Annotated in this window: 10 protein-coding genes; 5 read left to right on the top strand and 5 right to left on the bottom strand. The window is 47.9% G+C overall.

The genetic code is table 11. The features are described 5' to 3' along the window. Positions 1-210: 210 nt before the first annotated feature. From B5F77_RS14760 to B5F77_RS14740, 5 genes are all read right to left on the bottom strand, one after another. Positions 211-2,310, bottom strand: a complete 2,100-nt coding sequence (locus B5F77_RS14760) for an outer membrane beta-barrel family protein (RefSeq protein ID WP_087332135.1) — start codon at positions 2,308-2,310, stop codon at positions 211-213. 120 nt (positions 2,311-2,430) lie between these two features. Next, a complete protein-coding gene (locus tag B5F77_RS16070) occupies positions 2,431-2,646 on the bottom strand; it encodes a hypothetical protein (RefSeq protein WP_087332133.1) in 216 nt (71 codons plus the stop codon). Between the two features lie 155 nt (positions 2,647-2,801). Then, positions 2,802-4,460, bottom strand: a complete 1,659-nt coding sequence (locus B5F77_RS14750; protein WP_087332130.1) for an AMP-binding protein — start codon at positions 4,458-4,460, stop codon at positions 2,802-2,804. A gap of 11 nt (positions 4,461-4,471) precedes the next feature. After that, on the bottom strand, positions 4,472-5,605 hold the full coding sequence (locus B5F77_RS14745; protein ID WP_239446386.1) for a sialidase family protein: 1,134 nt from the start codon (positions 5,603-5,605) through the stop codon (positions 4,472-4,474). A gap of 252 nt (positions 5,606-5,857) precedes the next feature. Further along, the gene (locus B5F77_RS14740; protein WP_087332128.1) at positions 5,858-7,903 is read right to left on the bottom strand and encodes an HDIG domain-containing metalloprotein; all 2,046 of its coding nucleotides are present in this window, start codon (positions 7,901-7,903) and stop codon (positions 5,858-5,860) included. A gap of 101 nt (positions 7,904-8,004) precedes the next feature. Here B5F77_RS14740 and gltX point away from each other — a divergent pair, with 101 nt between their 5' ends. From gltX to B5F77_RS14715, 5 genes are all read left to right on the top strand, one after another. Then, positions 8,005-9,522, top strand: a complete 1,518-nt coding sequence (gltX, locus tag B5F77_RS14735; RefSeq protein ID WP_087332126.1) for a glutamate--tRNA ligase — start codon at positions 8,005-8,007, stop codon at positions 9,520-9,522. Positions 9,523-9,529: 7 nt separating this feature from the next. Further along, a complete protein-coding gene (locus tag B5F77_RS14730; protein ID WP_087332123.1) occupies positions 9,530-10,780 on the top strand; it encodes a glycosyltransferase N-terminal domain-containing protein in 1,251 nt (416 codons plus the stop codon). Between the two features lie 213 nt (positions 10,781-10,993). Further along, a complete protein-coding gene (locus B5F77_RS14725) occupies positions 10,994-11,470 on the top strand; it encodes a hypothetical protein (protein ID WP_087332121.1) in 477 nt (158 codons plus the stop codon). 3 nt (positions 11,471-11,473) lie between these two features. Next, on the top strand, positions 11,474-11,980 hold the full coding sequence (locus B5F77_RS14720; RefSeq protein WP_087332119.1) for a hypothetical protein: 507 nt from the start codon (positions 11,474-11,476) through the stop codon (positions 11,978-11,980). Between the two features lie 322 nt (positions 11,981-12,302). After that, complete coding sequence (locus tag B5F77_RS14715; RefSeq protein WP_087332117.1) at positions 12,303-13,433, top strand: DUF6261 family protein; 1,131 nt, start codon at positions 12,303-12,305, stop codon at positions 13,431-13,433. Positions 13,434-13,558 lie beyond the last annotated feature (125 nt).

The following is a 13,558-nucleotide window of genomic DNA, read 5'->3' as shown; positions in this document are numbered from 1 at the left end:
AAGGCTTCTGGATGGCGTCCGTATGAATGTAATAGTTTGCCTCCATTCGTTGTTTCGTAGCGAAAGCCTCGCGTAACTCATGGCGAGACCTTCGCGCAGCCTATGGCGAGACCCTCGCACAGGCCGTGGCGAATCACTCGTGCAGCCTATGGCGAAGGTCTCGCCACTTCCGTCACACCCTCTTTTATATTTCTATATGCCCAAATTCCACTAAAGAAATTGGTAAGTCAACGTGAGCCATGCAACTCGGGCATCGCGATTGCGTTTCTGTGTCATTTGCATTTGTTCCGTGCTGATAAGGGTCGTTTCTTCCAGCGAATCAAAGATATTATGGAGGCTTAAACTCGCGCAAAGCTTCTTTTGAAAGAAATATTGCGAAAGGCCGGCATTAAGAGTATAGCGGTGCTTTATCTTCCCTTGTGCCGTAAGTTGGTCCGTTATGTAAAATCCATCTATTTGCAACGTCGTGGTTGGTGTAAATCGAAATTCCATATTACCTTTCACATCACCACACCAGAGGGATTTTTTCTCGTCATATCCAATCGTGCGCCCGTCGATTTCATCGCGATACACATTGCCAGCCAGACCAATAATCAAGAAATGCCAAGGTTGCCAACGAGCCGAAAGGTCGAATCCAAAGGTTTGGCTATTCCCGGCATTCGTTTTTTGCCACACAGATTCCTCTCCCATTTGTCGCACCATTTCCACTATTCGATTCGTACGGTTACGATAATACAATGCCGGCGTGAAACGGAAATTGGATAATGCAAACCGATAATTTAATTCCAATGTATGTACATATTCGTCTTTCAGTTCCGGATTTCCCAAGAAAACGTGCGTCGCATCACTATTGTCGACAAACGAACAGAGTTCTGAACCCAAAGGACGAATCACACGTTGCTGATAAGCAAGACTCCATTGATGTTCATGAACCGGATGATATGCCAACAAGACATGTGGATAGAGATGAAAATAAGTATTTGAGACGATTGGATTTACGTCCGACGAGGGCAACTGTTCATCCATTTCTCGGTGATTAAATTCGGCCTGCACACCCAATTCAGCCTCCCACGTCTCGCTTTTCTTCTCCAACGCCGCAAAAAGCAGGTGAAGCGAACGGCGATAATCATATTGGTAACATTTCGCTTCGGTCGCGGACCAAGTATCCCCTTGTTTGGCATTGACATCATTACGATACGCCTCTTCCGTTTGTCGTCCTATATATCCAGCGTTCAATCTATAACTATTATCGGAAAAAGGATAAGTTATTTTCGCCTCCCAATAATAGTTATGTTTGTCGTGGTTTATAAATTGGTTATCCTCCGCGATGATGGCAGACGTCTGAGGATTCTCGTTCTTATAATCATTATCTTCATCATAAAGGAAATCATTGTAATTAAAACGCATCGAAAACAAACCGCCCGCGCGGAATTGATGCTTCCAATAAACTTCTGCTGCATACGCATCCTGCCGCTGGTCATTATATCGATTGCGAATCACATGCTTCATTTGTTCACCTGCTGGGTTAAACACTTGGTTATTAATTCTTCCATACCGACTATAATCCATGCGATGAAATAGACCATGCACACCCAACAAGTCGCGCTTGGAAAGGTCATAACCTACAGACAAATCAGCTAAATGCACATCAGGACGGGCATCGGCATTATTATTCATCACTTGCGTATTTTGTTTTGTAACCGTGGTTTTACTAAATGACCGTTCTCGATACTCCCGACGATAATTGTATTTAGCCACAATATGAAAACGGCCTGGATTCAAATTCAATACCGCACCCGCATTGTAACGCTCATGCCATCCGGCTCCGATAGTTAAGCTCAGCGGCGCATCCGAAGTGGATTCAGACGAGAGGTTCAACAACCCTGCATCTCCATCGGGTACTTGGTCGATTCGAGGCATTTGGTTCAATGCTATTCGATTAAAAAACAACGAAGGTAGTTGAATCAATACATCGCCACTATATTCTTCCAGCAAGCCATACGGAACGCCATCGATAAGCATTCCCGTTTTCGTCGAACCACGGAAAAGGATACCTCCTTCTATATCCGTCACGACGGAAGGAAGTTGACGAAATGCCTCCGCCACGCTCACATTTACACTGCTCGGTTGACGCTCAACACGCAATGGCTGTATCGTTCCACCACTCCGTCCGGATAAATATCTACCCCAGATTTCCACATCACGAATGGTACGAACTGTATCCGCCGAAGCTTGCGTTACGGGTTCTTGCGCACATAAAAAAGGAATATATCCTAAAAGAAAAAGAGATAAGTATCCGGTTCGTTTCATGACTTATTTTTTCGTTTATGTATATATTATTGATATAAGAAACTGCATAAAAAAAGTCTGTATGTATAAAATGCATACAGACTGTCCTTGTTTTTCTTCACCTCTCGCTATTGATTCTGATTATGCAGCCGGTGTAGCCTCTGTAGTAACAGCTGCTGAATCAACAACAGCAGTAGTACTATCAGCAGGAGCAACTGTTGTAGTATCTGCTGGAGCTTCTACAGTTGTAGTTTCTGTTTCTGCCGGAGCAGCTGTTGTAGACTCACTGGTCTTACTACCACAAGATGTAAATGATACGGCTGCTATAACAGCAGCGAAAGCAACTAACTTTTTCATTGTGTTCTAAAATTAAACGGTCTATAAATATGTTTCTTTCGAAAATCGCTGCAAAGGTAATACCAAATTTTATATGTTGTACAACATATTCTCGTTTTTTTCTAAAATTTTTATTTCCCTTCTTTTTATGAAAAAGGAAAGGTGCTGGCAGAACGTCATACTTGTGTATAAAGAAACCGTTTGATGCTCTTTTTAGGTGTTTTCTCGAACTCATTCGGATAAAGCTTCAACTGCGAAACGGCCTCATAAGGAGCTAATAGTTTATTCAGTTCCAAACGAGTACGCTCCAACAAAGCTGGAAGCTCTTCGAGCGAAATGCCAGCACGATCGGCTGCATCAAAATCCGGATAAACCAATCCAACCAGTTTTCCTTCCTTTTCTAAAATCAAACTTTCCAAGACGAATGGTAAGTTGTTTAATTTGGACTCAATTTCTTCCGGATAAATATTCTGTCCGTTCGAACTGAGGAGCATCGTTTTGCTTCGTCCGCGAATATAAATACGATTATTCGCATCAATCGTCCCTAAATCGCCCGTCTTCAGCCAGCCATCTTCGGTAAAGGCATTACGCGTGGCCTCTTCATTCTTATAATATCCCTTCATGACATTCTCGCCCCGCACTTGGATTTCGCCAACTTGATGATACGGATTTTCCGAATCGATGCGTACTTGCATGATCCCTTTTAGTATTTGCCCGCAGGAAGTAAGCACATAATCCCGATGATTATCATAACTAATCAGCGGACCGCATTCCGTCATGCCATAGCCTATAGTGAACGGGAAACGGATTTGGTATAGAAAATCCGCCACCTCTTGATTCATCGCCGCCCCGCCTACTATCACTTCCCGGAAATTTCCACCGAGGGCTTCCGACAACCGCTGCCGGATTCGCCGATAGAATAACCTATTGACACCCGGTATTTTCCGGATAATTCGCACGCTTCGCTTCGAAAGCACAGGGAGCAATATCTTCTTATATATCTTTTCCAATATCAATGGCACGGTCAAAATAAGATGTGGTTTCACATCGGCAAATGCTTTCAAAAGGATTTTTGGCGAAGGAAGTTTTCCCAGCAAATATACATGCGCTCCAAATGCCATCGGCACCAAGAAATTGAACGCACAGCTATAAGCATGGGCTAAAGGCAAGAAACACAATTCCCGTTCGCCTCGGAAAAGGATATCCAACGTGCGTGCATAGGTGACATTGCCTGCCAGGTTGTTGCCTGTCAGCATCACGCCTTTGCTGAATCCAGTTGTACCCGATGTATAATTTAGAAGCACAACCTGGTCATTATCCCGCTTTGCATAATTGATATGTTCCTTTCGGAAGCCATCAGGATAACGGCGCACGAAAAGGGCATTGAGCTCTTCCTCCTGAATCGCATTTGATTTCTTTTGGGAAAGAGGACGGAAATCGCCTAACGAGAAAACAGCCTGGAGTTCGGGCATCTTTTCTTCGTCTAATGTCTCCCAATGGCGTTCGCCGACAAATAACAGGCGTGATTCAGAATGATTCACGATATGTTGCAAATCGTTCGGATTAAAATCGGACAAGATGGGCACAATTACCGCACCATAAGTGACGGCAGCCATATAAACCACGCACCAATGGATACTATCTTTGCCTATCAGCGCTATTTTATCTCCTTGCCGAATATCGTACGCCTCAAACAATATATGCAAACGGGCGATATGCCGGGCCACGTCGGCATACGTCCATGTCTCCTTCTCGCCGTAGTTCGTGAGTGCGGGCAAATCCCAATTCGCCCGGAAACTGTTCTCGTATAACTGTATAAAGTTTTCTTGTATCATACTAAATGGGTTTATTTTTCTTCCGGAATAGAGATGCTTACGAAACCTATCCGCTCATAGGCATCGACTGTCCCGTATTCAAATAACAATCCGACGCGCGTATTTGTTAACGGCACCAAGTCTGAATAGGCTGCCGGTCCTTCATAAATCAAAACTCCCTCGTGCCAGCTCTTTCCGTCGTCTCGACTGATTTTCAACATCATTTTTTCTCTTTTTTCGGTCGAAGCGGGATTCGAAAAGAGCAACGTCGTGCTGTCTGGTCCGCCATACGGTCCATTAAGTGTACTTCCCTGGCAGATAGGCTCGACGAGTTCCGGCAAATATCCTGTCGCGCTCCACGTCGCGCCGCCATCCGAGCTCAACGCATAGGCACGTTGGTGGCTTTTCTCCCGGTTATAATTCCGCATGTTAAGCATCAGCGTCCCGTCTGACAATTCGGCGAGGCAACATTCGTTCCCGTCTCCCTCCTCGACCGTGCCGCCCAGCGTCCACGTCGCGCCGCCATCGTCTGAATAAAAGCAATGTGCATAATAGGTAGCGGATGGGACGACGCTATGGTTGGCGGGCACGACCAGCCGCCCCGCATGTCGGCCAGATTGGATTTGGAGCCCGTGGCAAGGACCTGTCGCATACCAACCCCATTCGGGGCGATTCAACGACGCGGTAATCTCGCGCGGGGCAGACCACGAGCGGCCGTCGTCGTCCGAGTAGAGCGTATAAATATGCCGTTTGTCCCGGCTCTCTCCGGAGATGAGCTGCGCCTCGTTATCTTCTCCCAAATTCCAACAGGCGATTAAATGGATACGGCCTGTACGACGGTCGACAATGGGCACGGGATTTCCGCACACATCCCCGCCCGCGTCCCAAACGACCTGGAGCGCTCCCCACGTCTGTCCGCCGTCCGTCGAGCGGCGCAACACCAAGTCGATATCGCCCGTATCAGCGCAATCGCGCTTGCGTCCTTCGGCGAATGCCAACAGCGTCCCTTTTTCGGAACGGACAATCGCCGGAATGCGGAAACAGGCGTAGCCATCCGTGCCCCGTTCGAATAGGGTGATTATTTCCGTTTGCGCCTGTGAAATAGTGGAAATACAACTATAAAAAAGCACTATTATAAGTGTCCCTATTTTTTCTTGCCTCATCATTTTCTTTTTTAGGGTTGAAATTTCCGAGAAAGCCTCACTTCTTCGATTTTTCCGTTTCTCCGGACGAGAGACCCTAAAATCGTTGATTTTATCGTTTCTCGAAGCGAGAAAATCCCAAATCGTCGATTTTTCCGTTTCTCGGAACGAGAAAATCTTAAATAATCAATTTGCAAAGCTCTCGAATCGAGAAACGTCAAAATGATTTATTTTATACTTTCTCGCTAAATTTAGACATCAAAACCCTGTTTTTACTTACTTTTCGTCATCTTTCTTTTTCAAATCCGGATAGCTGATGCGCGTATGGTACATAATCTTGAGCTTTTCGATGAAAACGCGCTTTACGGATTCCACATCGCGGAACGTCAAGGGGGCGTTCTTCAGCAAACCATCAGCTATCTGGGTGTCGATAATTTTGTTGACGAGCTGGCTGATGCTCTCCTCCGTATGCTCCTTGAGGCTGCGCGAAGCGGCTTCTACCGAGTCGGCCATCATGACGATGGCAGTCTCTTTCGTGAACGGGTTCGGGCCCGGATAGGTGAAAAGCGATTCGTCCACCTCGCGGTCCGGATATTGGTTCTTGTAGGAATTGTAGAAGTACTTCGCCTTGCCGCGCCCATGGTGCGTGCGGATGAAATCGATGATTTCTTTGGGCAGCCCCGCCTTTTCGGCTATTTTGACGCCTTCCGTCACGTGGCTAATGACACGCTGAGCGCTCTCTTCGAACGAAAGGGTGTTGTGAGGGTTCACCTGATTCTGGTTTTCGGTAAAATAGAGCGGATTCGCCATCTTTCCGACATCGTGGTACATCGCGCCGGTACGGACGAGTTGCGCATTGGCGCCGATGCGGCTGGCTGCTTCGGAGGCGAGGATGGAGACTTGCAACGAGTGCTGGAACGTCCCCGGGCAGGTCTCGCTCAATTTCTTCAATACATCATTATTTATATTGGAAAGTTCGACTAACGTGATGGGCGAAATATACCCGAATACCTTTTCCAATATATAAACCAACAGATAAGCGAAAGTCAACAAGATGAAATTAATACCGAAATAAAGCATCATGACCCAGTGAATCTTGTTTAAATCGGCATCTTGATACAACACTAACCCGACGTAGGATAGCGCATACGAAAGGAATACGAAAAAGGCGCAACGGATGAGCTGCGAACGTTCGGAAAGTTCCTTCAAGCTGAAGGTCACCACCATCCCCGCCACGATTTGAAGGATAAGAAATTCGTGCGGGAATTGTGCCATCACAGAACAAATCAGCACTGTCACCAAGTGTGTGAACAAGGCCGTACGCGAATCGAAGAAAGTACGGACGACAATCGGCGCAATGGCAAACGGAATAATATACAAGCTAAAAAGATTGTACGCCGCGCATACTTCCGTTAGTAAAACGGGAACAAAGATGCAGCACACCAAGAAAAGCGTGTTGCGCCGCTTGAACAAAATCTTCCGCCGGAAAGAGAAAAGATACAACCAATAACAAAAAAGCAATCCGAAAACCAAGACCACCTGTCCGGCCAGCATGAGGTTATGCCGTTGGTTCCCGCCCGATTGCGATTCGTATACAATCTTCAGCGAACGGAGGACGTTGTAGGTATGCGGCGTGATGATTTCGCCCCGGTCTACGATGCGTTCGCCTGCCTGGATGATACCCGACGAAATCGGCACACTTTGGATAAGCTCGTTGCGGATTTTATCCGACGTAGCGGCATCGTAGGTTACATTCTCGGCAAGATAGTTATTAATGTCGCACGATTGGAGCAACGAACGGTTCAAATTCGCCGGGCAATTGTTGATGATAAACTCGTAGGCCGTCTTTACCGTAAACAAATCGGAAACGTAGTGCGGCGCGGAGAGTGTGTTGCGTATCAAATTAATCTGCGAATACTGTTCCACATGAAGCTTCTCCCAATCTTGCGGCGAGACGATACCGCTCGTGTAAAGCTGTTGAAGCATCCGTTCGATATATTGCATGTAGGCCGACGTCACGCGGTGTTTCAATTGCGCGTTATAATCAGCCCGGAGCTTATCGATTTGGGAAACTTCGACATCCGGGTTCACCCGGTAATAAGGTTGGAACTTCTTGAGGACGCTGTCCTGTTCGGCTTTTACCTGTTTCTCCGTCTTGTATACAGGGAAATTGGAAGAGGCCGTCAGCAAGCCATAACGCCACGGTTTCCCCTCGTAAAACTGATACTTGAACTTGCCTTCGCGCGGAAAAAAATACGAAAGCAAAACTGCTGCCACGATAAAATAAATGGCGGGATGTACGTTGTAATTTTTAATGCTCATTGCGATTATTCGTTTGATGGGCGAAATGTACGCAAAAAAGTTTATTAACCGAAAAAAAAGGCGTACTTTTGCGCGCATTATTGTTCAATTAGTAAAAAATTATGACGGAAAGAAAAGTTAGAGTCCGGTTTGCACCCAGTCCGACGGGTGCATTGCACATCGGAGGAGTTCGTACAGCTTTATACAATTATTTATTTGCCAAACAGCATGGTGGCGATTTGATTCTTCGTATCGAGGATACCGATTCGCAACGTTTTGTACCGGGAGCTGAAGAATATATCATCGAAGCGCTCACTTGGTTGGGTATCCATTTCGACGAAGGTGTCGGCTTCGGCGGTAATTATGGCCCTTATCGCCAGAGCGAACGCCGGGATATTTACAAGGAATATGTCAAACAATTGTTGGATTCCGGTCATGCGTATATCGCGTTCGATACGCCGCAAGAGCTCGAAGCGAAGCGCAAGGAAATTCCCAACTTCCAATATGACGCGTCGACCCGCATGCAGATGCGCAATTCATTGACGCTCTCGGCCGAGGAAACGCAGGCATTAATCGAGGGCGGACAACAATACGTCGTCCGTGTAAAAATCGAACCGAACGAAGATGTGCACGTACACGACCTGATTCGCGGCGAAGTGGTCATCAATTCGTCGGTCCTGGACGATAAAGTGCTCTACAAATCGGCCGACCAATTGCCTACATATCACTTGGCAAACATCGTAGACGACCACTTGATGGAAGTTTCGCACGTCATTCGCGGTGAGGAATGGCTCCCCAGCGCACCGCTCCACGTGCTGTTATACCGTTATTTCGGTTGGGCAGACACGATGCCTCAATTCGCCCATCTTTCTTTATTATTAAAGCCCGAAGGGAACGGTAAGCTTTCGAAGCGCGACGGCGACCGCCTCGGTTTCCCTGTTTTCCCCTTGGAATGGCACGACCCGAAGACTGGCGACGTTTCTTCAGGGTATCGCGAAAGTGGCTATCTGCCGGAGGCTGTAGTCAATTTCTTGGCGCTGTTAGGATGGAATCCGGGCAACGACCAGGAGGTCATGAGCATGGATGAACTCATCCGCACGTTCAACCTCTCGCATTGTAGCAAGAGCGGTGCGAAGTTCGACTACGAAAAGGCGAAGTGGTTCAACCACCAATATATCCAGATGAAAGACAACAAGGAAATCGCCACCCTCTTCTTGCCTATTCTCGAAGCGCACGGCGTCCATGCCGACCCGGCTTATGTAGAAAAAGTCGTGGCGATGATGAAAGGGCGCGTCAGCTTCATCCAGGATTTATGGGAAGCCTCTTCTTTCTTCTTTGTCGCGCCGACGGAATATGATGAAAAGACGCGCAAGAAACGTTGGAAAGAAGACAGCGCGGCGCAACTGACGGAACTCATCGAAGTTCTCCGCGCGCACGAGCCGTTCGATATCGAAAGCACTGAAAACGATGTTAAGGCTTGGATTGAAGCGAAAGGTTATCATTTGGGGAATATCATGAATGCGACCCGTCTGGCGCTTGTGGGCGAAGGCAAAGGTCCACACATCTTCGATATTACAGAGGCGCTGGGCAAAGAGGAATCCCTCCGCCGCATCCAACGCGCTATCGATATCTTGAAATAAAAGCGGAATGTATAGTTTGTTAATGCACTTCTTCGCGTGGGTCATGCGGTTCATCGCCCTGTTCAACCGGAAAGCACAGCTGATGGTGAAGGGACAGCAGCAGACCGAACGCATCCTGCGCGAAGGAATCCAAAAGGGCGAGCAATATATTTGGTTTCATGCCGCCTCGCTCGGCGAATTTGAACAGGGCCGCCCGTTGATGGAACGCATCAAGGCGGATTACCCGCAGTACAAATTACTGCTGACGTTCTTCTCGCCCTCGGGCTACGAGGTGCGCAAGCATTACGCAGGCGCGGACGTAATTTGTTATCTTCCGTTCGACACGCCGGGGCGCGTGCACCGTTTTTTGGATTTGGCCCGTCCTGTGGCAGCGGTCTTTATTAAGTATGAGTTTTGGGGGAATTACCTCAAGGGATTGAAGCAACGGCATATTCCGGTTTTCATCATTTCCTCCATCTTCCGCCCGACGCAACTTTTCTTCCAATGGTATGGTGCGCCTTATCGGCGGATGTTGCATTATTTCACACACATCTTCGTACAAGACGCACGCTCGGAAGCGCTGTTGCAGCAATTCGGCATTACGAATGTGACCGTCACCGGCGATACGCGTTTCGACCGTGTGCTGGACATCCAACAGGCGGCCCAGGAAGCGCCCGTCGTGGATGCCTTCGTGCACGACAAGGCGGGGAACAAACGCTTCACGCTCGTGGCCGGAAGTTCGTGGCCGCAAGACGAAGCTTTCCTCCTGCCCTATTTCAACGCGCATCCGGAGATGAAGCTCGTTATCGCTCCGCACGAAATCCACGAAGCCCATCTGGCCGCTATCGAACGCGCCCTCTCGCGCCCCGCCATCCGCCTGTCTCAGGTAAAGGAGGCATCGGATATACAAGAGAAAGAGTGCCTGATTATCGATTGCTTCGGCCTGCTCTCGTCTATCTACCGCTATGGCGAAGTGGCGTATGTGGGCGGCGGTTTCGGGGCAGGCATCCACAATACGCTGGAGGCGGCTGTCTACGGCGTCCCCGTCCTGTTTGGTCCGAACTTCCAGAAATTCAAGGAGGCCAAAGACCTCATCGCGGCGGGCGGCGGCATCTCCGTGGCCAACGGTCAGGAGTTCGCCGCACAAATGGATCGTTTCCAGTCCGACGCGAAAGCCCTCAGTATTGCCGGGAAAGCTGCCGGCCAGTTCGTACAGCAAAATGCCGGCTCGACCGCCCGCATCTTGCCTGCCCTCATGGCGCAAATCCAATCTGCCTAAAGGATTAAATATAAAGACACACAGAAGGGTGTGTATCATAATGGGAATATAGCACATTTCCTATTTTGATACATCCCCTTTTCGCTGAAACCGAATCCTCTTTTCAAGGGATGAAGGAGCCCCGCGCCACTGTTTTACGTTAAAAAGAGAACATCGTATCGCTTTTGTCGTTACCTTTGTCACATCATTGTAACATCTTAATTCTTATCGGGTATGAAAAAGATATTTTTTGTTTTCGCATTAGCGTTTGTTTCGTTGGTAACCATGAGCGCCCAAGGCATACAGCCTCGGGATGTAGATTTCGGCATGTTGGACGTTGTGACTTATCATGCTGTTCCTGGTTCGGATTTGGTTTATTCTCACACCTTCTCGAATTACAGTCATATCGACTTGAATATTCCATTCGCCAATCCGTTTGTGATAAAGGGAAACTATCTTAGTTTCACAATTTCTTATGAGGATTTTATGTGGCATATTGTAAAACATCAAAATGTGACCTCGAATCCAATGGACCAATATTTCGATTTGTACATTTGCCAAAATGATTACGGCACAGTAGCTGGGGAGACATGGGTGTCTTATCACATAGATCCTGACACAGGTCTGCCTGTTCCTGATTCCTCCACTGTTCCCGGAAGTGGTTCATGGGGATTTAGTTCCGGATATGTTCGATTCTATTATTACCAATAAGCCATGAAACGTTTTTATTTCGTACTAATCGTTTGCCTCCTTTCCCTCCCCGGCCTACGCGCGGAGGACGGGAACCCGGCGGAGGCCATCGTCGATAGCGGCCGGTGGGTTATCCATTTCACCGAACTGAGTGAAGAGCGGTACAACCGCAACACGTTTCGCAATATGGACGCGGATTTGAATTTCGTGCGCGTCGAGGGCGATTCGTGCACGATTCAAATCGTCAAGCGCGGGGCGCAAAAACTGGAAGCACCTGGACGAGATGTGGCCGTGGTAAAGCATCATTACTTTGAGATTCCGAATGAACCCGGCTTGGGCGGAACGGTCATCAGGCGTAAAGTGCTCGACCTGAAAAAGACGGTCAAGCGGAAGGGTACTTTGCAAGTGGATTTCCGGCTGGATAACCAACATACTCTTATTCGTATCCGCATTTCTCCGGACAATACCTGGAGTTCTATTAACATCCCCGGCCTCGCCCGGATGCGGGGCAAAGGGGTGGAAATGTGGTGAAATTTTTCGCCCAAAGTAGGAAAATTGAAATAGAATGTCTTATATTTGCAATCGAAGCTTCTGTGAACGCGCAGACGGCTGAAAAATGATGCGCGAAGCTTCTGTGAACGCGCAGACGGCTGAAAAATGATGCGCGAAGCTTCTGTGAGCGCACAAACGGCTGAAAAATGCTGCGCGGAGCTTTTGTGAACGCACAAACGGCTGAAAAATGCTGCGCGGAGCTTTTGTGAACGCACAGACGATAAAAAACGATTTTTTGAGGTTTCTGTGAATGCACAGATGATAAAAAACTGAAATTATAAACTTTAAATTCTATTTGAAGATGGAAGACATTAAAGAAATTATTTCCGATTATTGTTTGAAACGTGCCCGTAATGGCGAACATTATCAAACAATCGAAGAGTTAATCGCAATTATTACTTCGGAATTTGCCGAGGCGCAGGGAATCACCCCGTTGCGTACCAACCTTGTGGGCATGTTCGCGCGAGAGGACCAGTGTTTCCACAACAGCGCTGCTTATGCAAACACGCCGGAGGTAAAGGCTACGGACGACCGTCGCGACAAATTGTTTATATTTATTTCCCAAACCATTGCGACCAGCCAGTATTCGCCGCTTGAAGCTGCGCAAAAGGCAGGCGAACGGTTGGCCTACGTCATCAAACCTTATGAGGGCGCACCTCGGTTGTCGTTGGCGCGGAATACAGGTGAAATTTCTGACTTCGTGAAGAAAATGAAGGAAGAAGAATATGCTGAAGATATTGCTACGCTGGGACTTAACGACGCGCTTACGCAATTGGAAGAAGTAAACAACAAGTTTGTGGAAGTTTATCGTATGCGCACGGCAAAAGAGTATGCGCGCAGCACGGCCGACAAGATGGAGACGATTCGTCCGCAAGTAGACGATGCTTTCCACGAATTAGCCTTGTTGTTGAATGCGGTTTACCGCGTAAACAAGTACATTACAAAGGATTCGGAAAAAGAGCAACAGGTAGGTGCAGTTATTGATGCGATCAACGCGACGCTCCTTCGCCTACAAAAAACCTTGTCGCAAGCCGGACTAATGGGTAAGCCGTCGACGGAATCCGGTTCGGATACACCTAAACCTGACGAGCCCGAACCCGTCACTCCCGAAATCACCGCCGTTTACCAGAAAGAGGAAGGCGACCCGGAGAATCCACACCGCATTGAGCGAGGCAAGCAAACCGGCGTAGACTATCAAGGCTTCACCCTGAAAGGACAAGACGGCACGCTGGAGCACGTCATCGGGCTCGTTAATGATCAGGATTACATCGAATGGATCAAAGCCGCGACTATCAGTAACGTCACAGAAACCAGTTGCGAATTTACGATGGTCCCGGACTTAACGGAAGGACAATACAAAGTCCGTATTGAGACGTATGATGGCGGAAGTCCGCTGGTAGTGGAATATCCGGAGCCGATTACGTTGTGGTAATTGACAATGGACAATTGAGAATTGACAATTGACAATTAATATGCTTGTAGGGGCGGACCCGTGTGTCCGCCCTTTTTTGTGCCTGATTGTTTTCCCATAAATAACCCGTTGAAACACATAAGGGC

Source organism: Parabacteroides sp. An277 (assembly GCF_002159645.1).
In the GTDB taxonomy this organism is placed as follows: Bacteria; Bacteroidota; Bacteroidia; order Bacteroidales; family Tannerellaceae; genus Parabacteroides.
The sequence above is the reverse complement of the archived record's forward strand: the minus strand, read 5'-3'. Positions and strand labels throughout refer to the sequence as shown.